Source organism: Burkholderia contaminans (genome assembly GCF_029633825.1).
In the GTDB taxonomy this organism is placed as follows: domain Bacteria; phylum Pseudomonadota; class Gammaproteobacteria; order Burkholderiales; family Burkholderiaceae; genus Burkholderia; species Burkholderia contaminans.
In genome coordinates this window covers 615,136-638,187 of the sequence record NZ_CP090641.1, presented here as the reverse complement: position 1 = coordinate 638,187, position 23,052 = coordinate 615,136, and the positions used below count along the sequence as shown (strand labels likewise).

The 23,052-nt window shown below is 67.0% G+C and carries 17 protein-coding genes and 1 pseudogene; 10 read left to right on the top strand and 8 right to left on the bottom strand.

Features of this window, described 5'->3' with window-relative positions; translation table 11 throughout:
- Nucleotides 1-41 precede the first annotated feature (41 nt).
- Complete coding sequence (locus LXE91_RS20560; RefSeq protein WP_046196556.1) at nt 42-1,241, top strand: alpha/beta fold hydrolase; 1,200 nt, start codon at nt 42-44, stop codon at nt 1,239-1,241.
- A gap of 84 nt (nt 1,242-1,325) precedes the next feature.
- Here LXE91_RS20560 and LXE91_RS20555 read toward each other — a convergent pair whose 3' ends face one another.
- The 3 genes from LXE91_RS20555 to LXE91_RS20545 form a co-directional block, all read right to left on the bottom strand.
- Nucleotides 1,326-2,465, bottom strand: a complete 1,140-nt coding sequence (locus tag LXE91_RS20555) for a patatin-like phospholipase family protein (RefSeq protein WP_039343938.1) — start codon at nt 2,463-2,465, stop codon at nt 1,326-1,328.
- A 160-nt stretch (nt 2,466-2,625) separates the two neighbouring features.
- Nucleotides 2,626-2,958: a cupredoxin domain-containing protein gene (locus LXE91_RS20550; protein ID WP_039343940.1), complete on the bottom strand. Its 333-nt coding sequence runs from the start codon at nt 2,956-2,958 to the stop codon at nt 2,626-2,628.
- Between the two features lie 25 nt (nt 2,959-2,983).
- A complete protein-coding gene (locus LXE91_RS20545) occupies nt 2,984-3,928 on the bottom strand; it encodes a metallophosphoesterase family protein (RefSeq protein ID WP_039343942.1) in 945 nt (314 codons plus the stop codon).
- Between the two features lie 255 nt (nt 3,929-4,183).
- On the opposite strand from LXE91_RS20545, the gene LXE91_RS20540 reads away from it, so the two are divergent.
- From LXE91_RS20540 to LXE91_RS20530, 3 genes are all read left to right on the top strand, one after another.
- The gene (locus tag LXE91_RS20540) at nt 4,184-5,773 is read left to right on the top strand and encodes an inorganic phosphate transporter (RefSeq protein WP_039343944.1); all 1,590 of its coding nucleotides are present in this window, start codon (nt 4,184-4,186) and stop codon (nt 5,771-5,773) included.
- A gap of 81 nt (nt 5,774-5,854) precedes the next feature.
- Nucleotides 5,855-7,609, top strand: coding sequence for an ABC transporter permease (locus tag LXE91_RS20535; RefSeq protein ID WP_039343945.1), 1,755 nt, complete (start codon nt 5,855-5,857; stop codon nt 7,607-7,609).
- An 11-nt stretch (nt 7,610-7,620) separates the two neighbouring features.
- Nucleotides 7,621-8,967, top strand: coding sequence for an ABC transporter ATP-binding protein (locus tag LXE91_RS20530; RefSeq protein WP_039343947.1), 1,347 nt, complete (start codon nt 7,621-7,623; stop codon nt 8,965-8,967).
- 27 nt (nt 8,968-8,994) lie between these two features.
- Here LXE91_RS20530 and LXE91_RS20525 read toward each other — a convergent pair whose 3' ends face one another.
- On the bottom strand, nt 8,995-9,873 hold the full coding sequence (locus tag LXE91_RS20525) for a MurR/RpiR family transcriptional regulator (RefSeq protein WP_039343949.1): 879 nt from the start codon (nt 9,871-9,873) through the stop codon (nt 8,995-8,997).
- Nucleotides 9,874-10,237: 364 nt separating this feature from the next.
- On the opposite strand from LXE91_RS20525, the gene ggt reads away from it, so the two are divergent.
- Both ggt and LXE91_RS20515 read left to right on the top strand, forming a co-directional pair.
- On the top strand, nt 10,238-11,989 hold the full coding sequence (gene ggt / locus LXE91_RS20520) for a gamma-glutamyltransferase (protein WP_039343951.1): 1,752 nt from the start codon (nt 10,238-10,240) through the stop codon (nt 11,987-11,989).
- 229 nt (nt 11,990-12,218) lie between these two features.
- Nucleotides 12,219-13,547 (top strand): dicarboxylate/amino acid:cation symporter, encoded by a 1,329-nt coding sequence (locus LXE91_RS20515; RefSeq protein ID WP_046196555.1) that lies wholly within the window; start codon nt 12,219-12,221, stop codon nt 13,545-13,547.
- A gap of 29 nt (nt 13,548-13,576) precedes the next feature.
- Here the strand turns inward: LXE91_RS20515 and LXE91_RS20510 are convergent, their stop codons facing one another.
- On the bottom strand, nt 13,577-13,975 hold the full coding sequence (locus LXE91_RS20510; RefSeq protein ID WP_039343953.1) for a DUF3331 domain-containing protein: 399 nt from the start codon (nt 13,973-13,975) through the stop codon (nt 13,577-13,579).
- Between the two features lie 44 nt (nt 13,976-14,019).
- On the bottom strand, nt 14,020-15,312 hold the full coding sequence (locus LXE91_RS20505) for an NAD(P)/FAD-dependent oxidoreductase (protein ID WP_039343955.1): 1,293 nt from the start codon (nt 15,310-15,312) through the stop codon (nt 14,020-14,022).
- A 149-nt stretch (nt 15,313-15,461) separates the two neighbouring features.
- Here LXE91_RS20505 and LXE91_RS20500 point away from each other — a divergent pair, with 149 nt between their 5' ends.
- On the top strand, nt 15,462-16,115 hold the full coding sequence (locus LXE91_RS20500) for a TetR/AcrR family transcriptional regulator (protein WP_039343957.1): 654 nt from the start codon (nt 15,462-15,464) through the stop codon (nt 16,113-16,115).
- Nucleotides 16,116-16,201: 86 nt separating this feature from the next.
- On the opposite strand, the pseudogene LXE91_RS20495 reads toward LXE91_RS20500, so the two are convergent.
- Nucleotides 16,202-16,330, bottom strand: a pseudogene (locus LXE91_RS20495) (helix-turn-helix domain-containing protein); the annotation flags it as partial.
- A 195-nt stretch (nt 16,331-16,525) separates the two neighbouring features.
- Complete coding sequence (gene soxR / locus LXE91_RS20490) at nt 16,526-17,005, bottom strand: redox-sensitive transcriptional activator SoxR (RefSeq protein WP_039343964.1); 480 nt, start codon at nt 17,003-17,005, stop codon at nt 16,526-16,528.
- An 80-nt stretch (nt 17,006-17,085) separates the two neighbouring features.
- Here soxR and LXE91_RS20485 point away from each other — a divergent pair, with 80 nt between their 5' ends.
- From LXE91_RS20485 to LXE91_RS20475, 3 genes are read left to right on the top strand one after another with little or no spacing between them, the layout of a single operon-like run.
- Nucleotides 17,086-18,315, top strand: a complete 1,230-nt coding sequence (locus LXE91_RS20485) for an efflux RND transporter periplasmic adaptor subunit (protein ID WP_039343966.1) — start codon at nt 17,086-17,088, stop codon at nt 18,313-18,315.
- A gap of 13 nt (nt 18,316-18,328) precedes the next feature.
- On the top strand, nt 18,329-21,502 hold the full coding sequence (locus LXE91_RS20480; RefSeq protein WP_039343968.1) for an efflux RND transporter permease subunit: 3,174 nt from the start codon (nt 18,329-18,331) through the stop codon (nt 21,500-21,502).
- The gene (locus LXE91_RS20475; RefSeq protein ID WP_039343970.1) at nt 21,499-23,028 is read left to right on the top strand and encodes an efflux transporter outer membrane subunit; all 1,530 of its coding nucleotides are present in this window, start codon (nt 21,499-21,501) and stop codon (nt 23,026-23,028) included. The genes LXE91_RS20480 and LXE91_RS20475 overlap by 4 nt, the downstream gene beginning before the upstream one ends.
- Nucleotides 23,029-23,052: the final 24 nt, after the last annotated feature.

Below are 23,052 nucleotides of genomic sequence, written 5' to 3'. Positions count from 1 at the left end.
CCATCGCCGTTAAAGTCATGTCCGCCACTCGATCCGTCGCCATGTCACTCATTTCCGTTGCCTTCGCAAGCATCCGGCGCTCACGTGTGTTGCCGGCCGCCCGGACCCTGGCGTTCGCGATTCCGGTCGCGGCAGCCATCGGCGCGCTGGGCGGCGCGCGTCCGGCCGAAGCCGTCACGCCCACCCAGCGCGAACGTCTGGAAGCACCGGTGAAGGCGGTCGCCGACCAGCGCCTGACCGTCGACACGCCGCAGGGCAGCGCGATCTTGCCCGTCTATGCCGACCATCCCGTCGACAAGGCGGCACCCGACGTCACGCGTGTGTTCATCGTGATTCACGGCACGCTGCGCAATGCCGACGCTTATTACGCATCGGGGCTCAAGGTCGTCGGGAAGGCCGGTGCGGCGGGCCGGGGCACGATGGTCGTCGCGCCGCAATTCCTGACGCGCGCCGATACGCGTGCGTTCTCGCTGCCCGCGCCGACGCTCGCCTGGACCCAGGAAGGATGGAAGGGCGGCGAACCGGCCCGGCAGCCGGCCCCGATCAGTTCGTTCACCGCACTCGATGCATTGCTCGCGCATTTCGCCGACCGCGGCTTGTATCCCGCGTTGTCGACCGTGGTCGTGATCGGCCATTCCGCCGGCGCGCAGTTGCTGCAGCGTTACGCGGTGGCCGGGCATGAAGGCGATGCGCTGGAGCGGGCCGGCATCGCGGTGCGCTATGTGGTCGCGAACCCGTCGAGCTACCTGTATTTCGACGACGAACGGCCGGACGGCCAGGCGATCGCAGACGGAACCTGCCCGAGCGCGACCCAGTGGAAATACGGGCTGAAGTCGGCCCCGCCTTACGTTGCGTCGCAGGACGTGCGCGATCTTGAAACACGCTATGTCGCGCGTCATGTCGTGTACCTGCTCGGCCAGGCCGACACGAACCCTTACACCCACTTCATCGACCGCTCATGCGCGGCCATGGCGCAAGGCCCGTACCGGCTCGCACGCGGGCTCGCGTATTTCGACTATCTGAAGAAGCGGCATCCTGACGATCTCGCGCAGCAGGTCGTCGAAGTGCCGGGCGTCGGGCATGACGGCCTCGGCATGTTCACGTCCGCTTGCGGGCTGGCCGTGCTGTTCGGGCAGGCGTTGCCGCAATCGTGTCCGGTCGTTTTCGGCACGGCGCCGGACATGCGCACGGCTACGTCGTCCGGCCCCCCGCGCTTAACGGCGTGGCGATGGTCGAGGTGAATGCGGCCGGCCAGGCCTGCCTTCAGGCCGCCGGGCGCGTGTGATCGCGCCGGTGCCGTCGGCGCGAGATCGGGGCGGCGCGCGTCATGCCGGACCCTCCGTGATCGGCGGCCCGCTGGCGTCGAATACCGTCAGGCCTTCCGTCGGGTCCGTCGGTGTCTCCCACGGACGCGCCGCGATGGCCCGTTGCGCGGCCTCGTAGCCGGCCTGCCGGCGGGCCGCGATGCCGGCCGGCGTGAAATCGATGTCCTTGAACTGATTGTCGTCGGCGAGTCGCGGCGCCGCGAGCTTGATCAGATGCATCGTGGTTTCGCATCCCCACGCGGCGAGCCGGCGCACGGCCGGCGACGCGCGTTCGGCCTCCGGCACGTGCCGCGCCAGCTCGCGGATCACGTGGCGCAGCCGGTGGATCTGCTGCTGCCGCGCGATGTGGCTGTCGGTGCGGCTCGCGTACTGGATGTCCTTCTGCCGCTCCGACACCTGCCAGATGCTCTCGGGCTCGGGGCCGGCCGGGTTCCACATCTGGACCGAGAAGATGATCGAACTGCGGCGCGGATTGTCGTCGAGCACGACCTCGACCGGCGTGTTCGAATACACGCCGCCGTCCCAGTACGGCTCGCCGTCGATCCTGATCGCTGGGAACGCGGGCGGCAGCGCGCCGGAGCTCATGATGTGCTCGAGCGCCAGTCGCGTATCGCGTGAATCGAAATAGCGCATCGTGCCCGAGCACGCATTGACCGCGCTGACGGTCAGGCGCGGGTGGCCCGCGTTCAGCAGGTCGGGATCGATCAGCGACGCCAGGGTGTCGCGCAGCGGCGCGATCCGGTAATACGACGCGCGATCGACGCCGAGTCGGACCATCGGCCCGAGCCACGAGGCCGGATTGGACTGGAAGAATCCCGCGATGCCGCCGCCGATGATCATCAGCTCGGCCAGCGTCCGGTTCCAGCCGGGCAGCAGCGGTGCCGTGTCGAAACGGGTCCGTTCGGTCACGCGCCGCCAGAATGCCGACAGCTTCTCGTAACGCTGCGCGGGCGGATTCCCGGCGATCAGCGCCGCGTTGATCGCGCCGATCGACGTGCCGACCACCCAGTCGGGCCGGATGCCGGCTTCGTCCATCGCCTGAAAGACGCCGAGCTGGAATGCGCCCAGTGCGCCGCCGCCCTGGAGCACGAGCACCACTTGCCCGGGAAGATCCATGCGTGCCGGCTGGCTCGCGGTCATGGCTGGCCTCGCTGCGTGTGAGGGTGGGTCGGGTTCGCCGAACGGTTCGATCCAGTTTAGGCGATCGGCGGCGCAGGGCCGCCCGCAGTGCAACGGGCGGCCCCGCTTGATTCGACGCCAGACCCTTCCGACCCTCGAGCGCGTGTCGTGACGCGCCGCGTCATTCGACCGTGATGGTCTCCTTCATGTACGGGTGAATCCCGCAGAACACCTTGTAGACGCCCGGCTTGTCGAAGCGGAACGCGTACGTTTCGTCCTGGTCGAGCGCCTTCGAATGAAAGATGCCGGCGTCGTTGACGACGGTGTGCGGCTCCGCGTCGAGGTTCTTCCACGTGATCGTCGTGCCGGCCTTGATCGTCGTCGACATCGGCGAAAACATGAAATTGCGGATCGTCACGAGCGTGCCGTCGGGGCCCTGCGCGAACGCGGTGAGCGGGGCGGTGGCGCACAGGAGCAGCGCCGCGATGAGGCTGGATGGCTTGAAGCGGGTCATGTCGGTCTCCCTGGGGTTCGGTGCGTCAGGCCAGCGTCGCATCGTGCAGCGACGACGCGACCGGATGGCCCGCGAATTCGACGGTCGTCACGCCGAGCATCGACGGCAGCCGGTCGCGCGGCACGGTGAGCGGCACGGGGCCCGGGCCGTTGCCGGCCGTCGGTTGCGGGAACGCGGTGGAGCGCGCCGTGTGGAACGTCACGTTGCCCTCGACCTTCGACACGATCTGGTGGATGTGCCCGTTCAACACGGTGACCGAGCCGAAGCGGCGCAGCAGCGCCATCGTCTGCGGCGCGTCGCCGGTGCCCCAGCCCCACGGCTCGTAGATGGTCCACATCGGCATGTGCGAGAACACGACGATCGGCGTGCTCGACGAGCGGCCCTTGAGATCCTGCTCGAGCCACGCGAGCTGGTCGTCGCCGAAGCTGCCGAGCCCGTTCGGCTTGAAGTGCATCACGTTGACGAGGCCGATGAAGTGCACGCCCGCGTGATCGAAGCTGTAGTAGCCGCGATTGTCCGACGCCTTGCCGAACCGGCCGAAATATTCGGCGCCCGAACCGTCGGTGACGTCGTGCTCGCCGGGCACCGTATGCAGTTCCGGCACGCGCAGCGCGGAGAGCAGTTGCGACGCGTGGTCGAACTCCTCGGGCTTGGACAGGTGCGTGATGTCGCCGGTATGGATGGCCAGCGCGGGCATCGCCGGCATGCCGTTGACGAGGTCGATCGTCTGCTTCAGCGTGGCCGATACGTCGGGGTTCGCGTCCTTGTTGAAGCCGATGTGCGTGTCGCTGACCTGCACGAACAGCGGGCGGCCCGCGTTGGCCGGGAGCGCGTCCCCGGTCTGCGCGAGCGCGAGGTCGAACGGCGTCAGGATGCCGCCCGACAGCGTAAACAGCGTGCCGAGGCCGCCGAAGGCCATGCATTGCAGCGCCTTGCGGCGCGACGGGTTGGTGGGGGTCGATGAAGACATGTGAGCCTCGCATTCGTATGACGAAACCGGACGGCCGGATCGTCCTGGAATAAGCCGGCGCCTTCGCGTGCCATACCGGCGCAGCGGCGGATTTATTCCCGAGAGTTACAAGGTCGAACACCCGTGTTTGCGGGTCGGCAGGCGGCGCAGGCGTTCTGGTGGACGTCTCGTCAATGTCTTGTAAGTGACACGTCACATTTGCGTCACGACCGATCGATAGCCTGCCACTCCGAGTCACCTCTCCGGAGCCCCTTCATGCCGAATCTCGCGGCAACGGAAACCAGCGGTGCGGTCAGCAGCCGCACGCGCGTCATCAGCCTCGCGCTGTTTTTTCTGATCATTGCCTGCGGCATCGTCTATGTCGGTATCCATCTGAGCGCCGATCTCAGTCCCGTCAAGGAGAGCTCGGTCCTTCCGTTCCTGCTGCTGATCGTCGCGCTGCTGATCGCGCTAGGCTTCGAGTTCGTGAACGGCTTCCACGACACCGCGAACGCGGTCGCGACCGTCATCTATACGCATTCGCTCGACCCGCACCTGGCGGTTGTCTGGTCGGGCCTCTGGAACCTGTTCGGCGTGCTCGTGTCGAGCGGCGCGGTCGCGTTCGGCATCCTGCAGTTGCTGCCGGTCGAGCTGATCCTGCAGGTCGGCAGCGGCTCGGGCTTCGCGATGGTGTTCTCGCTGCTGATCGCGGCCGTCACGTGGAATCTCGCGACCTGGTATTTCGGGTTGCCGTCGTCGAGTTCGCACACGCTCGTCGGTTCGATCATCGGCGTCGGCCTGATGAACCAGATCGTCAGCGGCCCGTCGGGCACGAGCGGCGTCGACTGGAACCAGGCGCTCGGTGTCGGCAAGGCGCTGCTGTTCTCGCCGCTGATCGGCTTCGTGTTGTCCGCGCTCGTGCTGCTGCTGCTGAAGGCGCTCGTGCGCGTGCCGGCGCTGTACCAGGAGCCGAAGGGCAACAAGCCGCCGCCGTTCTGGATCCGCCTGCTGCTGATCCTAACGTGCACGGGCGTGTCGTTCGCGCACGGCTCGAACGACGGGCAGAAGGGCATGGGGCTGATCATGCTGATCCTGATCGGCGTGATGCCGACCGCGTATGCGCTGAACAAGGCCGTGACGCCCGATCAGACGAGCACGTTCGTCGCGGTGGCGCGCCACGCATCGACGACGCTCGTCAAGTATGCGGACCCGGCTGCCCGGACGGCCGACCCGCGCGCCGACGTCGAGGCATACGTGCGCACGCACAAGCTGACGCCGGCGACGATTCCCGCACTGGGCAAGCTCACCGACACCATCGCCGACCAGGTCGCGCAGGCCGGCGGCATCTCGAGCGTGCCGCAGAACCTCGTCGACAACGTACGCAACAACATGTACGTCGCGTCCGAGGCGATCCGGCTGATGGAGAAGGCGAAGGCGCCGGCGTTCTCGGTCGAGGACGCGAGCGCGCTCGAGGCGTTCAAGAAGCAGATGGACCGCGCGACGAAATTCATCCCGACCTGGGTGAAGGTCGCCGTCGCGATCGCGCTCGGCCTCGGCACGATGGTCGGCTGGAAGCGGATCGTCGTGACGGTCGGCGAGAAGATCGGCAAGTCGCACCTGACATATGGGCAGGGCGCGTCGGCCGAGGCCGTCGCGATGCTGACGATCGGGATGGCCGACGCCTACGGGCTGCCGGTATCGACGACGCACGTGCTCGCGTCGGGCGTGGCTGGGACGATGACGGCCAGCGGCGCGGGCCTGCGCTGGGATACCGTGCGCAACCTCGTGCTCGCGTGGGTGCTGACCTTGCCTGCCTCGATCGCGCTGTCGGCTGCCCTGTACTGGGCGCTGCACGGGCTGTTCTGATCCGCGCCGGGAGGCGCGACGCCCGGCTGCGCGACACGCGGCCGGACCCATCGATTTTCAATTCAACACAAGACGCTACCGATGGATATCAGTTTCTTCGATCCGAATCGCACCGCGAATGCATCCGCGTGGCGCGTGCTCCCCAATCGCTGGGACGCGGTCGCGTTTCCGTTGATCATCGGCATACTCGCGATGGCGATCGTCGGCTTCCACCAGACGATGGCGCCGATCGGCGTGCTGCAGACGCAGAAGATCACGCTCGATCCGTCGAACCTGCCCGAATACGCGTTGCGCACCACGCTGCGGATGCTCGCCGCGATGGTCGCATCGCTCACGTTCACGCTCGTCTACGGCACGCTCGCCGCGAAAAGCCGCCGCGCGGGCATGGTGCTGATCCCGATCCTCGACATCCTGCAGTCGGTGCCGGTGCTCGGATACATCTCGTTTACCGTCACGTTCTTCCTCGCGCTGTTTCCGGGCCGCGTGCTCGGTGCGGAGCTGGCCGCGATCTTCGCGATCTTCACGAGCCAGGCGTGGAACATGACGTTCAGCTTCTACCAGTCGCTGCGCACGGTGCCGCGCGACCTGAGCGAGGTGTCGCGCGGTTTTCACCTGACGCCGTGGCAACGCTTCTGGAAGCTCGAGGTGCCGTTCTCGATGCCGGGCCTGATCTGGAACATGATGATGTCGATGTCGGGCGGCTGGTTCTTCGTCGTCGCATCGGAAGCGATCACCGTCGGCAACCAGACCATCACGCTGCCGGGCATCGGCGCATATCTCGCGCAGGCGATCTCCGACAAGAATCTCGGCGCGGTGGGCTGGGTGATCGTCGCGATGTCGGTCGTGATCCTCGCCTATGACCAGTTCCTGTTCCGTCCGCTCGTCGCGTGGGCCGACAAGTTCCGGATGGAGAACACCGCGTCGGGCGATGCGCCGCAATCCTGGCTGCTCGACATGATGCGCCGCACGCACCTGATCCATCAGCTGCTCGTGCCGGCCGGCTGGCTGCTGTCGCAGGCCGCGCGGATTCCGCTGCGCTTTCCGTCGCTGAAAGGCACGCGTGCGCGCGGTGCATCGTCGCGCGGCACGTCGCGCATCGGCGACATCGTGTGGGGCGCGTTCGTGATCCTGTTGACGTTGTACGTCGTGTGGCGCGTCGTCACGTTCGTCGCGACCGGCGTGACGATGGGCGAAGTCGGGCACGTTCTCGTGCTCGGGCTCATCACGCTGCTGCGCGTGCTGGTGCTGATCGCGATCGCATCGGTGATCTGGGTGCCGCTCGGCGTGCTGATCGGCTTGCGCCCGGCGCTGGCCGAGAAGATCCAGCCGCTCGCGCAGTTCCTCGCCGCGTTCCCGGCGAACCTGCTGTTCCCGGTGTTCGTGATCGTGATCGTCCACTTCCACCTGAACGCGGACATCTGGCTGTCGCCGCTGATCGTGCTCGGCACGCAGTGGTACATCCTCTTCAACGTGATCGCCGGTGCGATGTCCTATCCGAACGACTACAAGGAAGCGACGAAGAATTTCCGCATCCGCGGCTGGCAGTGGTGGCGGCAGGCGATCCTGCCCGGCATCTTCCCGTACTACGTGACGGGTGCCATCACCGCATCGGGCGGCGCGTGGAACGCGAGCATCGTGTCCGAGTTCGTGCAGTGGGGCGACACGAAGGTCGTCGCGCACGGCCTCGGCGCGTACATCGCGCAGACCACCGCCGCCGGCGATTTCCCGAAGATCATCCTGGGCATCGCCGTGATGTCCCTGTTCGTTACCCTGTTCAACCGTCTGCTGTGGCGTCCGATGTACGCCTACGCGGAATCCCGGCTCCGTCTCGATTGAGAGTAAGCGCGATGCAAAATTCGACCGTTATCAACGCCCCCGCCAAGCCGTCCCAGCCGCTGCAGCCGCCGCGCCTGGGCGATGAAATCCTGCGCGTCGAGCACGTGAACCGCGGCTTCAACAAGTCGCAGGGCGAATTGCTCGTGCTCGACGATGCGAACCTGTCGCTGCGCGAAGGCGAGATCGTCGGGCTGCTCGGCCGTTCCGGCTCGGGCAAGTCGACGCTGCTGCGCATCATCGCCGGGCTGATCGAGCCGACCGGCGGGGAAGTGACTTATCTCGGCAAGCCGTTGACCGGCCCGGCCGAAGGCGTCGCGATGGTGTTCCAGACCTTCGCGCTGTTCCCGTGGCTCACCGTGCTGCAGAACGTGGAAGCGGGCCTCGAAGCGCTCGGCGTCGGCGCACGCGAGCGGCGCGAGCGCGCGCTGGCCGCGATCGACCTGATCGGTCTCGACGGCTTCGAGAACGCGTACCCGCGCGAGCTGTCGGGCGGCATGCGCCAGCGCGTCGGCTTTGCACGTGCGCTCGTCGTCGACCCGACGATCCTGCTGATGGACGAGCCGTTCTCCGCGCTCGACGTGCTGACGGCCGAGACGCTGCGTACCGACTTGCTCGACCTGTGGACGCAAGGCCGGATGCCGATCAAGTCGGTGCTGATCGTCACGCACAACATCGAGGAAGCCGTGTTCATGTGCGACCGGATCCTCGTGCTGTCGTCGAACCCGGGCCGCGTGATCGCCGAGATCAAGGTGCCGTTCAAGCATCCGCGCAACCGGCTCGACACCGATTTCCGCAAGCTCGTCGACGACATCTACGCGAAGATGACCGCGCGTCAGACCAACGAGGCGACGAAGAAGGGGCTGGAGCTCGGCAGCTGGATGCCGCGCGTGTCGACCAACCTGATGGCCGGCCTGATCGAGACGCTCGCGATGGCGCCGTACCACGGCCGCGCGGACATGCCGGAAATCGCGCGCACGCTGCATCTGGAAGTCGACGAACTGTTCCCGATCGCCGAAGTGCTGCAGTACCTCGGTTTCGCGGACGTGCGGGAAGGGGACGTGTTCCTGACGCCGCCTGCGCGCGTGTTCGCGGAATTCGGCACGCAGGAGCGCAAGCTGATGTTCGCGGAACATTTGCTGAAGCACGTGCCGCTTGCTGCGCGTATTCGGAAGGTGCTGAACGAGCGTCCGGGCCATCGTGCGCCGCGCGTGCGCTTCGAGCAGGAGCTGGAGGATTTCCTGTCGGACGAAGCGGCTGAGGAGACGCTCGATGCGGTGATCGACTGGGGGCGTTACGGGGAAGTGTTCTCGTACAACGACAAGACCGAGGTGTTCAGTCTCGAGGATGTCGAGAGCTGAAGCCGTCGCCCGAATGGCGAGCCATCGTCATTCGGGCAAATCGCGCTGGTTGGTGTCCTGCCCGATGCCGCCGGTGTTGAGATGTTCGATCTTCTCCATCCGCTGCCGCGCCATCTCCGGCAGTTGATTCGTCACACCGATCACGAGCGCTTCGGCGAGCGCGAGCGCCGGCACGTTCGTCTGAAGCATCGCGAACGGCTGCCCCCGGATCCGCAGCACGATCTCGGCAAATTCGCCGATCGGCGAGTGCCATTCGTCCGTGATCAGCAGCACGCGTGTGCCGAGTTGGTGAGCGGCCTGCGCGAACCGGATGCTGTCCCGTTGATAGCGACGGAAATCGAAAATGACGAGCACGTCGCCGGGCCCCATGTCCGCCAGCGCGACCGACGCGAGGTTCACGTTCGGTTCGACATACTGAACATGGGGCCGCGCATAGGCGAGGGTGAACGAAAACAGCGACGCGAGCGGCGCCGTGTAGCGCCCGCCACCGCAGAAGACACGCACATCCGGATTCGCCAGCAGCGCGACCGCAGCGTCGAATGCCGTCGCATCGAGCCCTTCGATCGTGGTCGCCAGCGACTCGGACAGCCGCTGGAAAATTGCCGAATGACTGTCGCGCATGCCCGCAGACGAATGGAACGCATCCATCCGCGCGAGCGGCGAGTTCATCGCCGTGTCGATCTCGCCGTACAGCGCTTGCTGGAACGACGAGTAATTCGGAAAGCCGATCCGGACGACAAAGCGAAACACGGTCGGATCGCTCACTTCCGCCTGTTTGGCAAAGCTCGCAATCGGCCCGAGCCCGAGGCTCGGGTAGCGGTCCAGCAACGCCTGCGCGACCTTCTGTTCCGACGGCGTGAAGCTATCCATCTGGGATAACAGCAACGCCCTGATGCTCGTCCCCATCGGGCACTCCAACTCTCGTATCTGAATGACAAACGGCAGACGGGTGTCTGCCGGCGACTCCACGCATGTTAGCCGATCGAGGTCAGGCAGGCCGTGCACGCTCCGAAATTAGAGGGACGCATCGCTCGGTGGACCGGATCACTCCTCATTGTAATAAAACAAACATTTATAAATGAGCAATTCGGCGGATATTCGTTCCATGTTCAGTGATAACCCTAGGTTTTGGCACAAAAAAGCGAGTGCTATGATCGCGGCCTCGCTGGAATGTATTGTTTATTACAAGCGTCGATTGACGCTTCGGCACACCCCGATGCGGCGTCGCGTTCCGGCATGCCACGGTTTCATTTGTCTGGAGGATCCCGTCATGAGGCGGCTCGTAGTACTCACCCTGTTGTCGGCCATGAGCGTGTGCGCGTTCGCGGCATCGGACCCCGCGATCGAAGCGAAGAACGGCATGGTCGTTTCGTCGCAGCATTTCGCGTCGCAAATCGGCGTCGACATCCTGAAGGCAGGCGGCAACGCGGTAGACGCCGCGGTGGCGGTCGGTTACGCGCAAGCGGTGACCAATCCGTGCTGCGGCAACATCGGCGGCGGCGGTTTCATGACCGTGCACCTGGCCGACGGCCGCGACCGCTTCATCAATTTCCGCGAAACCGCGCCGGCTGCGGCGTCCGCGAACATGTATCTCGATGCGAAGGGCAACGTCATTCCCGACGACAGCCTGTACGGCTATCGCGCGGTCGGCGTGCCGGGCACGGTTGCCGGCCTCGATCTCGCGCAGCGCAAGTACGGCAAGCTGACGCGCAAGCAGGTGATGGAGCCGGCGATCCGGCTCGCGCGCGACGGCTTCGTGCTGACGCGCGGCGATACGGACATCCTCGACACGACGATCGACCGCTTCAGGAAGGACCCGGATGCGGCCCGCATCTTCCTGCGGCCGGACGGCACGCCGCTGCAGCCGGGCGACCGCCTGGTGCAGAAGGATCTGGCTCGCACGCTCGAGCGCATCGCGGAGCAGGGGCCCGACGCGTTCTATCACGGCGAGATCCCGAAGATCGTCGAGGCGGCGGCCAAAAAGGGCGGCGGCCTGATCACGGCGGCCGATTTCGCGTCATACCGCGCGCAGGACATGGCGCCGCTGACGTGCACGTATCGCGGCTACGAGCTCGTGTCGGCCCCGCCGCCGAGCTCGGGCGGCGTGACGATGTGCGAGACGCTGAACATCCTCGAAGGGTATGACATGCGCAAGCTCGGCTACCATTCGGCCGCGGCGGTGCACTACATGACCGAAGCGACGCGCCACGCGTATGAAGATCGCAACACGCTGCTCGGCGACCCGAACTTCATCGACAACCCGGTCGCGAAGCTGACGAGCAAGGAATACGCGGCGCAGATCCGCAAGAGCATCCATTCGGATACGGCGACGCCGTCGGTCGACGTGCAGCCGGGCGTCGGCGTGCACGAGAAGCCGGAGACGACCCACTACTCGATCATCGACAAGGACGGCAACGCGGTGTCGACGACCTACACGGTCAACGGCCGCTTCGGCGCCGTGGTCATCGCGCCGGGCACGGGCTTCTTCCTGAACGACGAGATGGACGACTTCACCGTGAAGGTCGGCGCGCAGAACCTGTTCGGCCTCGTGCAGGGCACGCGCAACTCGATCGCGCCGGGCAAGCGTCCGTTGTCGTCGATGGCGCCGACCATCGTGAAGAAGGACGGCAAGGTGTTCATGGTGGTCGGTTCGCCGGGCGGCTCGCGCATCATCACGATCACGCTGCAGACGGTGCTGAACGTGATCGACTACGGGATGACGCCGCAGGACGCGGTCACCGCGCCGCGCATCCACCACCAGTGGCTGCCCGACGAGGTCTATTACGAAACCTACGGCCTGTCGCCCGACACGCTCGCGATCCTGCGCAACATGGGCTACAAGATGGTCGAGCAGACACCGTGGGGTGCCGCCGAACTGATCATGGTCGGCCTGCCGGGCACCGAAGCGGCGAGCCGCCAGAGCTCCGGGAACGATTCGTCGGTATCCGGGAACGTGCGGGTCGGCTTCATCTACGGCTACAACGACCCGCGCCGTCCGGCCGGCTCCGCAATCGGTTACTGACCTGACCTGATCGCTTCATGCTGAATCGCTGCCCCGCAACGGCGTTCGCTCTCGCGCGAATGCCATTGCGGCGGCGGCACGTCGGTTCGCGGAGATCCGCGAGCCCGACCGGCGCCGGCGCTCGTGCCCGATACACCGGGCACGACCGGCTCGCCACGCGCGCACCCTGGCACGGCATGGGACGCGCGCCTTTCATCCGTCAACTTCTTCCCGTGCGTCGAATTCCGATATGAACAAACGAATGTCCGCGGCAGGCTGGATCCTGCTCGCAATGGCGGCCGGCATCCTGATCGGCTACATGATCTATACGCAACTGCCGGACAAACAGTCGGCGGCGGAGATCGCCGGCTACATCTCGCTGGTGTCCGACGTGTTCCTGCGGCTGATCAAGATGGTGATCGGCCCGCTGGTGTTCTCGACGCTGGTCGTCGGCATCGCGCACATGGGCGACGCGTCGTCGGTGGGGCGCGTGTTCGTGAAGGCGCTCGGCTGGTTCGTCACCGCGTCGCTGATCTCGCTGCTGCTCGGCCTGCTGATGGCGAACCTGCTGCGTCCGGGCGATAACCTCGGGCTGCCGCTGCCGGATATCGGCGCGTCCGCGCATCTGGCGACGTCCAAGTTCACGCTGAAGGATTTCGTCGGCCACATGGTGCCGAAGTCGATCGCGGAAGCGATGGCGAACAACGAGATCCTGCAGATCGTCGTGTTCTCGATGTTCTTCGGCGTGGCGCTCGCGTCGCTCGGCGAACGCGGCAAGATTCTCGTCGCGGCGATCGACCAGCTCGCGCACGTGATGCTGAAGATCACCGGCTACGTGATGAAGCTCGCGCCGCTCGCGGTGCTGGCGGCGATGGCGTCGACCGTCGCGATCAACGGGCTGTCGATCCTGCTGAAGTTCGCGGTGTTCATGGGCGACTTCTACCTGAGCCTGTTCCTGCTGTGGGGCACGCTCGTCGCGGCCGGCCTGCTGTTCCTCGGCCGCCGCGTGTTCAGGCTGCTGGTGCTGATCAAGGAAGCGTTCATGCTGTCGTTCGCGACCGCGAGCTCGGAAGCCGCGTATCCGAAGATCCTCGATGCGCTCGACCGTTTCGGCGTGCGCCGCAAGATCTCGAGCTTCGTGATGCCGATGGGCTATTCGTTCAACCTCGACGGCTCGATGATGTACTGCACGTTCGCGTCGCTGTTCATCGCGCAGGCCTACGGCATTCACCTGTCGCTCGGCACGCAGGTCACGATGCTGCTGATCCTGATGCTGACGTCGAAAGGCATGGCCGGCGTGCCGCGCGCGTCGCTCGTCGTGATCGCCGCGACGCTGCACCAGTTCAACATCCCGGAAGCCGGGCTGTTGCTGATTCTCGGCGTCGATACGTTCCTCGACATGGGCCGTTCGGCCACGAACGCGGTGGGCAACTCGATCGCCAGCGCGGTGGTCGCGAAATGGGAAGGCGAGCTGATGCCGGAAGCAGAAGCCGAAGCGAATGCGGCGCGGCTGGATGCGGAAGCCGAAGCGCGCATGAACGAGGCGGTTCGCGATACGGATCGCGTCACCTCTGCCTGAAGCAGGGCCCCGGGTCGAATCCCGGGCCTTCAGGCCGCCTCGGCGGAGCGGGCCGCGTCGAGGCACGCGGCCAGCACCATCGCGGCGGCGTTGCCCGGCGTCGAGCCGAGCAATTGCGGCGCATAGACGCTGTCGCCGATCTCGATCGGCTGGCCCGACAGCGCACACACGCCGCGCTTGCGCGTGGTGAACAGCCGCCACTTCTGATAACCGTAATGCCCGGTGCATGCGTCGCGCCAGGAAATCATCACGGTGTCGGCCGTGGGCCGCTCGAGCACGCTGATGGACGGCTTGCTCGTCGCGTCCCACGACGGCAGCCGGTCGCGCGTGACGCTGCGCCGCCGCGGCGCCCCCCACGAGACGGACGGCATGTCGAAGCTGCTGATCGCTGCGACGGTCACGAGCCAGGGCGCTAAACGGTTGTTCATGTCGGTTGTCCTCGAAACGTTATGCAACACCGCCACGCGCGGCATCACAAGAGCCGGATGCGCGGCTGCACGCAGCCGTTGATCCGTTCGGCGATCCACAGCAGGGTCGCCTTGGAGAAGCCGTGCAGCGCCTGCTGGTGCCGCCGGTAGAGCATCAGGTGGCTGAATTGCGCGAAGCGCCCCTGGATGAAGCCGCCGCGAAAGAACCCGAACTGCCCGAGCGTGCCGAACGCGTCGTAGTCGCTGATCGACACGAGCGCGCCGAAATCGTGGAATGCGAACGGCGGAATCGGCTGGCCGTCGAGCCACGCGGGCAGGTGCTTTGCAAGATGCTCGGCCTGCTGCGTCGCGACTTGCGCGGTGGGCGGCAGCGGCCGTTCGTGCCCGTCGGGCAGCAGGCTCGCGCAATCGCCGATCGCGAACACGTGCTCGTCGCCGGTTGCCTGCAGCGTTGGCCCGACGACGATCTGGTTCGCGCGATTCGTGTCGAGCCCGTCGAGCGCCTGCATGAAATCGGGCGCCTTCACGCCGGCTGCCCAGACCATCAGGTCCGCTTCCGCAAACGAACCGTCGCCGTAGTGAAAGCCGTTCGCGTCGGCGGATGTGACGCGAGTGGACGTCAGCACATGAAAGCCGATCTGTTCGAGCCGCCGCTGCGCCGATGCGGAGATCCGCGGCGGAAACGCGGCGAGGATGCGCGGGCCGCTCTCGAGCAGCGTGAGCTGCAGCCGCTCGCGCACCGTCGCGTCGCCATACGCCTGTGCTACTTCCAGCAGGCGGCTCAGCTCCGCCGCGAGTTCCACGCCGGTCGCGCCGGCGCCGACGATCGCGACGCGGAACGGCTCGTCGCGCGCGATGCTGCGAAATACGCGCATCCGCAATGCTTCGTTGAAGGTCTCGGCCTGCTTCTGGCTGTCGATGAAATAGCAGTGCTCGCGCACGCCCGGCACGCCGAAATCGTTGGCCTGGCTGCCGAGCGCGAGGATCAGCACGTCGTATTCGAGTTCGCGTGCTTCGAGCACGAGTTCGCCGTCCTGCGAGCGGATCTCGCCGAGCTGTACGCGGCGGCGCGCGCGATCGAGCCCCGTCAGTTCGCCGGGCTGGTACGCGTAGCCGTGATCACGCGCATGGGCGAGGAAGATCACCTGTTGCTGCTGCACGTCGCGCGTACCGGCCGCGATCGTATGCAGCATCGGCTTCCAGATGTGGGTGGGGCTGCGGTCGACGATGGTCACTTGGGCGCGCCCGGACCGGCCGAGGCGCTCGCCCAGGCGGGTGGCGAGCTGCAGGCCGGCGATGCCGCCACCGACGATGACGATGCGTGTAGGGGTTGTCATGTATAAATCATCACGTGATGAATAAGGTATGATCCTAGCGCTTCCCGGCTTCGCGTGTCAACGGAGCGGGGCAGGTCACCCGATGTTCGATGCCGCTCGAGCGGGGCCGGAACAGGGGTATCCGAATCATTCAAGGAGAGCAGGAAGACGTGGCTGAAGTCACTGAGCGCGAGCCGGCCAAGCGCCGGATGCGAGGACGGCCGCTGGCCGGGGCGTCCGTGGGGCCGGACGTGATATTGCGGGCGGCGCGCCGAACCTTTGCGAAGCGTGGCTACGACGCGACGAGCGTGCGCGAAGTCGCGCGCGAACTGGGGGTCGACGCGGCGCTGATCGCGCACCATTTCGGGACGAAGGAAACGCTGTGGCTGGCGGTGGTCGAGCAGATCGTCGAGCTGGCCGAACCGATGTTCGACGCGATGCGCGCGCTGCGCACATCGTCGCTGCCGCATCGCGAGCGTGTGCGGCGCGCGATCGAGCTGTGTGTCGAGCACGAGTTCGACGAGCCCGACCTGGGCATGTTTTTCTCGACGGCGGCGACCGAGGAGGGCGTGCGGCTCGACCGGTTGCAGGAGCGGCTCGTCCGCCCGTACCGCGACGTGATGTTCCCGCTGCTGGCGGAGGCAGTGGAAGCCGGCGAGATTCGCGCGGCGGATCCCGACGTGCTGTTCTTCATGGTCGCGAGCGCGGTCGGCTCGGCCGTGTCGTACAGCCACATGATTCGCGAGTTCACGTCGCTGCCCACGCGGCAGCAGGAATTCAAGCAGGCCGTGCTCACGGTCGCGCTCAACATCCTCGGCGGCTGAGCGCCGCGCGGGCGGTCACGTCACCAGCGCGAGCCCCCGTTCGCGCACCGCGTGGCGCGTGGTGTCGCGCAGCGCGTCGACGCCCGCTCGTCCTCGAGCTTGCGCATCGCCGCGCTGAGCGGCGGCTGCGCCATGTGCAGCCGCTCGGCCGCGCGCCGGAAGCTGAACGTGTCGGCGACCGCGATGAACCGCCTGAACCGGCGCAGATCGATCATGCGATGCCTTTCGCGTACCGCTGGATCACTGAATTCTTGTTTTACCTATCGCACTGCGCTGCCCAGAATTCCAATGTCATCGATTGTCAACATTAGGGAGGGCGGATCTAGCAGCATCGGGTTCGCGACTGCGCGCCGGCCGATCGAAGACGGGAACCGCGTGGCGATCGTCGCGCGCCGCGCCCGGCCCGCCGGTCATTCGATATCCGTGGGCGGCTTGTCGCCGAGCCAGCGCCGTGCGCCGGGCCCGTTGCGGCCCGCGCGGTCTTCCGGGTTCGTCAGCTTGCAGCGCTTCAGCGACAGGCAGCCGCAGCCGATGCATTCGTCGAGGTTGATGTAAAGGCGCTGCAGCTCCTCGATCCGGCTCGCGACACGCTGCTTCCAGCCGCGCGACAGCCGTTGCCAGTCCTTGTTGCTCGGCGCGGTGTCGGCGGGCAGGCTGACGAGCTGCTCGGCGATCTCGTCGAGCGAATAGCCGATCTTCTGCGCGAACACGATGAACGCGATCAGCCGCAGCACCGCGCGCGAATAGTGGCGGTGGCTCGAGCCGTTGCGATGCGACTTGATCAGCCCGCGCGTCTCGTAGAACCGAAGTGTCGACGCCGGCACGCCGCTGCGCGCGGCCACTTCGCGAATCGACAGCAGCGGCCATTGCGGTGTCTCCTGGATACCCATGTTGCCCCTCCGGGAAAACTTGACTTGAAGTTAACTTCAACTTTTATGCTGCGCGTCAGTTTAACCCGTCGCGAGGCATCATGCTCTCCTTATCCCTACGCAGGACGTCGCCTTTGGGCGCGGCCTGTGCACTCCTGCTGGCGTTGTCGGGCTGTCACGACGGCAAAGGCGCATCGTCGGCCCAATCCCTTCCGGAAGTCGGCGTCGCCACCATCGCGCCGCGCACGATCCGCCTCGCGGACGAATTCAACGGACGCGTCGAAGCGGTCGACGCGGTCGAACTGCGGCCGCGCGTGAGCGGCTATCTGCAGCGCGTCGCCTACAAGGAAGGCGACCTGGTCGCGCAGGGCGCACTGCTGTTCGAGATCGACCCGCGCCCGTATCGGATCGCGCTCGATCGCGCGAACGCGCAGCTGCAACGGGCCCGTGCGGCCGCGAGCCTCGCGAACGTGCAGCTCAAGCGCGTGCAGACGCTGATCGATGCGCATGCGACGTCGCAGGAAGAACTCGACAACGCGCGCGCCACGGCCGAGCAGGCGCGTGCGGACCTGCAGGCGGCCGACGCGGCCGTCGCCGACGCGAAGCTCAATCTCGGCTTCACCGAAGTGCGCGCGCCGATCGCGGGCCGCGTCGGCCGCGCGGTCGCCACCGTCGGCAACCTGGCGCGCGCGGACGACACGCTGCTGACGACCGTCGTGTCGCAGAACCCCGTCTACGTGTATTTCGACTGCGACGAACAGAGCTACCTGCGCTACAACGCGCGGCGCGCCGATCCGAAACATCGCGCGATCGGCGCCGATCCGGTGCGCGTGGGCCTCGCGAACGAGACGGGTTTCCCGCATGCGGGCACCGTCGATTTCCTCGACAACCGGCTCGATCCGCAGACCGGCACGATCCGCGCGCGCGTGCGGCTGCCGAATGCGGACCATACGTTTACGCCGGGGCTGTATGCGCGCGTGCAGCTCGTCAGCGGCCGCGACCAGGATGCGCTGCTCGTCGACGACAAGGCCGTGCTCACCGACCAGGACCGCAAGTACGTGTACGTGATCGGGCCTGGCGACAAGGCGCTGCGCCGCGACGTGACGATCGGCCGCGGGGTGGAGGGCGAGCGGATCATCGAGAAAGGGATCCAGGCGGGCGACCGCGTGGTCGTCGACGGCATGCAGCGGATTTACTATCCGGGCGCGCAGGTGAAGCCGAAGGCGCTGCCTGCGCGTGCCGACACCGGTGCCGGCAATGGCGCGGGCAACGGCCCGGGCAACGGCACGCAGGCCGTCGCCGATGCCGGCGCGCCACCGGCCGCGCAGTAACGGGAGACAGCCAATGGATTTCTCCCGATTCTTCATCGACCGGCCGATCTTCGCGGTCGTGCTGTCGATCGTCATCTTCGCGATCGGCCTGATCTCGATACCGATGCTGCCCGCCGGCGAATACCCGGAAGTCGTGCCGCCGAGTGTCGTCGTGCGTGCGACGTACCCGGGCGCGAACCCGAAGGAAATCGCCGAATCGGTCGCCGAACCGCTGGAAGAAGCGATCAACGGCGTCGAAGGCATCATGTACATGAAGTCGGTTGCCGGTTCGGACGGCAGCCTGCAGGTCGTCGTCACGTTCCTGCAGGGCGTCGATCCCGACACGGCCGCCGTGCGCGTGCAGAACCGCGTGAGCCAGGCGCTGTCGCGCCTGCCCGACGAGGTGCGCCAGTACGGCGTGACCACGCAGAAGCAGTCGCCCACGCCGCTGATGTACGTGAGCCTCTATTCGCCGGACAACAGCCGCGATTCGCTGTACCTGCGCAACTACCTGACGCTGCACGTGAAGGACGAGCTGTCGCGGCTCACCGGGATCGGCGACGTCGGCGTGTATGGGGCCGGCGACTATGCGATGCGGCTGTGGCTCGACCCGAACCGGCTCGCGTCGCGCGGGCTGACCGCGAGCGACGTAATCGCCGCCGTGCGCGAGCAGAACGTGCAGGTGTCGGCCGGCCAGCTCGGCGCGGAGCCGTCGCCGAAGAAAAACGACTTCCTGCTGTCGATCAACGTGCGCGGCCGGCTGCGCACGGTGCAGGAGTTCGGCGACATCGTGCTGCGCACCGGCGACGACGGGCAGGTAGTGAAACTGTCCGACGTCGCGCGCGTCGAGCTCGGCGCGGGCGACTACACGCTGCGCTCGTACTTCAACGACAAGCCGTCGGCCGTGGTCGGCATCTTCCTGTCGCCGGGCGCGAACGCGCTCGAGGTCGCGAAGGCCGTGTATGCGAAGTTCGACGAGCTGTCGAAGCGCTTCCCGCCCGGCGTCGCGTACCGGCCCGTGTGGGATCCGACGGTGTTCGTGCGCGAATCGATCCGTGCGGTGCAGCACACGCTGATCGAGGCCGTCGTGCTGGTCGTGCTCGTCGTGATCCTGTTCCTGCAGACGTGGCGCGCGTCGATCATTCCGCTCGTCGCGGTGCCCGTCTCGGTGGTCGGCACGTTCGCGTGGCTCTATCTGCTCGGCTATTCGATCAACACATTGACGCTGTTCGGGCTCGTGCTCGCGATCGGGATCGTCGTCGACGATGCGATCGTGGTCGTCGAGAACGTCGAGCGGAACATCGCGCAGGGCCTGAGCCCGCGTGATGCCGCGCATCAGGCGATGCGCGAGGTGTCGGGGCCGATCGTCGCGATCGCGCTCGTGCTGTGCGCGGTGTTCGTGCCGATGGCGTTCATGTCCGGCGTCACGGGCCAGTTCTACCGGCAGTTCGCGGTGACGATCGCGATTTCGACGGTGATCTCCGCGATCAACTCGCTGACGTTGTCGCCCGCGCTCGCGGCGAAACTGCTGCGTCCGCACGACGCGCCGAAGGATGCGCTCACACGCGGGCTCGATCGCGCGTTCGGCTGGCTGTTCCGTCCGTTCAATCGCTTCTTCGACCGCAGTTCCGACCGCTATCACGGCTTCGTCGGCCGCACGCTGAAGCGGCGCGGCGTGGTGTTCGCGGCCTATGCCGTGCTGCTTGCGGCCACCGCGCTGCTGCTCAACGCGGTGCCGGGCGGCTTCATCCCCGTGCAGGACAAGCTGTACCTGTTCGCGGGTGCGAAGCTGCCGGAAGGCGCGTCGCTCGCGCGCACCAGCGAGGTGACCGAGCAGATGACGAAGATCGCGCTCGGCACCGACGGTGTCGAGATGGTGCCGGCGTTTGCCGGGCTGAACGCGCTGCAGGGCGTGAACACGCCGAACATCACGAACTCGTACGTGATCCTGAAGCCGTTCGACCAGCGCCACCGCAGCGCCGCGCAGATCAACGCGGACCTGAACGCGCGCTTCGCGGCCATCGGCGGCGGCATCACCTATGCGCTGATGCCGCCGCCGATCCAGGGCCTCGGCAACGGCTCGGGCTACTCGCTGTACCTGGAGGATCGCGGCGGGCTCGGCTACGGCGCGTTGCAGAACGCGCTCACCGCGTTCCAGGCCGCGGTCGCCAGGACGCCGGGGATGAGCTACCCGGTCAGCTCGTACCAGGCGAACATCCCGCAGCTCGAGGTGAAGGTCGACCGGTTGAAGGCGAAGGCGCAGGGCGTCGCGCTGACCGACCTGTTCAGCACGCTGCAGGTCTATCTCGGCTCGATGTACGTGAACGACTTCAACCTGTTCGGCCGCGTGTACCGCGTGATGGTGCAGGCGGATGCCGGGCACCGGCAGACGGCCGCCGACATCGCGAACCTGCGCACGCGCAACGCGAAGGGCGAGATGGTGCCGATCGGCTCGATGGTGACGGTGGCGCCCGCGTACGGGCCCGACCCGGTCGTTCGCTACAACGGCTATCCGGCCGCGAACCTGATCGGCGACGCCGATCCGAAGGTGATGTCGTCGTCGCAGGCGATCGGGAAGCTGCAGCAGATCGCGAAGGACGTGTTGCCGCCGGGCATCACGCTCGAATGGACCGACCTCAGCTACCAGCAGGTCACGCAGAGCAACGCGGCGATCGTCGTGTTCCCGCTTGCGGTGATGCTCGTGTTCCTCGTGCTCGCGTCGCTGTACGAGAGCTGGACGCTGCCGCTCGCGGTGATCCTGATCGTGCCGGTATGCATCTGCGCCGCGCTGTTCGGCGTGTGGCTGTCGGGCGGCGACAACAACGTGTTCGTGCAGGTCGGCCTCGTCGTGCTGATGGGGCTGGCGTGCAAGAACGCGATCCTGATCGTCGAGTTCGCGCGCGAGCTCGAGATCCAGGGCAAGGGCGTGATCGAAGCCGCGCTCGAAGCGTGCAAGCTGCGGCTGCGCCCGATCGTGATGACGTCGGTCGCGTTCATCGCGGGCTCGGTGCCGCTCCTGATCGGCGGCGGCGCGGGCAGCGAAGTGCGCGCGGCCACCGGCATCACCGTGTTCGCGGGGATGCTGGGCGTGACGCTGTTCGGGCTGTTCCTGACGCCCGTGTTCTATGTGGCGATCCGCAAGCTCGCGGGCGGTACGCCGGCCGTGTGGAGCGAACACCACGGCACCCTCGAAGGAGAAAACCGATGAGCGCCGCTTTTCGTCTTTCCGCGCTCGCGATGTCGGTGACGCTCGCCGCGTGCGCGGTCGGTCCCGATTTCAAGCGACCCGACACGGCCGCGGCCGCGCGGTTCGCACGCGATGCGCATCCGGCGGCGCCGTCCGGTACGACGCCGGAGACGCCGGATATGCCGCCCGACGCGTCGGCCGATGCCGATGCCGCATTCTGGCGCGGCTTCGGCGATCCGGTGCTCACGCATCTGATCGCCTCGGCGCTCGCGGCGAACCAGGACCTGCAGGTCGCCGTGTCGCGCTACGACGCATCGAATGCGCTGCTGTCGCAGGCCACGTTCGATCGTTATCCGACGATCACCGCGAGCGGGCAGGTGGGCCATCAGCTGATGAGCAAGGACCAGGCGTTCGGTGCGCCGCGCAGCCAGCGCGATAATCCGACGTCCAGCGTCGGGATCAATGCCGCGTGGGAGCTCGACCTGTTCGGCCGCGTGCGTCGTTCGATCGAGTCGCAGCGTGCGGAAACGGCCGCCAGCGCGGCGGACGTGCGCGCGGTGCGCGTCGCGATCGCCGGCGAGGTGGCGAGCACGTACGTCGATCTGCGCGGCTCGCAGGAGCGGCTGCGGATCGCGCGCGAGAATGCCGACAACCAGAAGCAGACGCTCGCGCTGATCAATGCACGTGTCGGTGCGGGGAGAGGGTCCGACCTCGATGCGGCGCGGGCGCGCGCGCAGTACGAATCGACGACGTCGCGGATTGCCGTGTATGAAGCGGCGATCGGCGTCGACGAGCACCGGCTCGCGGTGCTGACCGGGCAGACGCCGGACGCGCTGATCGGCCGCTTCGATCTTCCGAAGGCTGCCGCGGCGGCGGGCACACCGGTGCCGCTGCCGGCGTTGGCCGCCGACATCGATCCCGGCACGCCAGGCGACCTGCTGCGGCGTCGGCCCGACGTCGCGGCCGCCGAGGCGCGGCTGCACGCGGCGACCGCACGCGTCGGCGTCGCGACGGCCGACCTGTTTCCGCGTTTCACGCTGTCAGGGCTGCTCGGCAGCGCGACGAGCAGTTACGGGTTCTTCCGCGCGGGCAGCGACACGAACCTGATCGCGCTCGGCATCGACTGGTCGTTCCTCGACGTCGGCCGCGTGCGTGCGCGGATCGCCGCGAGCGATGCGGAAGCGGCCGGGCAGCTCGCGCAGTACCGGCAGACCGTGCTCGGGGCGCTGGAGGAAACGGAGAACGCGCTGCTGCGCGCTGCGCGCACGCGTGACGAGACGGGCCATCTCGTGCAGGCCGCGACCGACAGCGCGCGTGCCGCGCAACTGGCGCAGGCGCGTTTTTCGGCGGGTGCGATCGACTACTACGAAGTGCTCGACGCGCAACGCACGCTGCTGCAGGCGCAGGATGCGGCGGCCGACGGGCAGATGCGCAGCGCGGCGGCGACAGTGGCGTTGTACAAGGCGCTGGCGGGCGGCTGGCCGTCGGGAACGGGGCAGGGCCCGCAGCAAAGCCCGCTCGCGCAGGCGGGGCAGCCAGCACAGTAGCGCGGACGGGGCGGCGGCGCGGCA

Coding starts and splice junctions, on each gene's coding strand:
- LXE91_RS20560 (WP_046196556.1), top strand. CDS start 42: ATGTCACTCATTTCCGTTGCCTTCGCAAGCATCCGGCGCTCACGTGTG.
- LXE91_RS20555 (WP_039343938.1), bottom strand. CDS start 2,465: ATGACCGCGAGCCAGCCGGCACGCATGGATCTTCCCGGGCAAGTGGTG.
- LXE91_RS20550 (WP_039343940.1), bottom strand. CDS start 2,958: ATGACCCGCTTCAAGCCATCCAGCCTCATCGCGGCGCTGCTCCTGTGC.
- LXE91_RS20545 (WP_039343942.1), bottom strand. CDS start 3,928: ATGTCTTCATCGACCCCCACCAACCCGTCGCGCCGCAAGGCGCTGCAA.
- LXE91_RS20540 (WP_039343944.1), top strand. CDS start 4,184: ATGCCGAATCTCGCGGCAACGGAAACCAGCGGTGCGGTCAGCAGCCGC.
- LXE91_RS20535 (WP_039343945.1), top strand. CDS start 5,855: ATGGATATCAGTTTCTTCGATCCGAATCGCACCGCGAATGCATCCGCG.
- LXE91_RS20530 (WP_039343947.1), top strand. CDS start 7,621: ATGCAAAATTCGACCGTTATCAACGCCCCCGCCAAGCCGTCCCAGCCG.
- LXE91_RS20525 (WP_039343949.1), bottom strand. CDS start 9,873: ATGGGGACGAGCATCAGGGCGTTGCTGTTATCCCAGATGGATAGCTTC.
- ggt (WP_039343951.1), top strand. CDS start 10,238: ATGAGGCGGCTCGTAGTACTCACCCTGTTGTCGGCCATGAGCGTGTGC.
- LXE91_RS20515 (WP_046196555.1), top strand. CDS start 12,219: ATGAACAAACGAATGTCCGCGGCAGGCTGGATCCTGCTCGCAATGGCG.
- LXE91_RS20510 (WP_039343953.1), bottom strand. CDS start 13,975: ATGAACAACCGTTTAGCGCCCTGGCTCGTGACCGTCGCAGCGATCAGC.
- LXE91_RS20505 (WP_039343955.1), bottom strand. CDS start 15,312: ATGACAACCCCTACACGCATCGTCATCGTCGGTGGCGGCATCGCCGGC.
- soxR (WP_039343964.1), bottom strand. CDS start 17,005: ATGGGTATCCAGGAGACACCGCAATGGCCGCTGCTGTCGATTCGCGAA.
- LXE91_RS20485 (WP_039343966.1), top strand. CDS start 17,086: ATGCTCTCCTTATCCCTACGCAGGACGTCGCCTTTGGGCGCGGCCTGT.
- LXE91_RS20480 (WP_039343968.1), top strand. CDS start 18,329: ATGGATTTCTCCCGATTCTTCATCGACCGGCCGATCTTCGCGGTCGTG.
- LXE91_RS20475 (WP_039343970.1), top strand. CDS start 21,499: ATGAGCGCCGCTTTTCGTCTTTCCGCGCTCGCGATGTCGGTGACGCTC.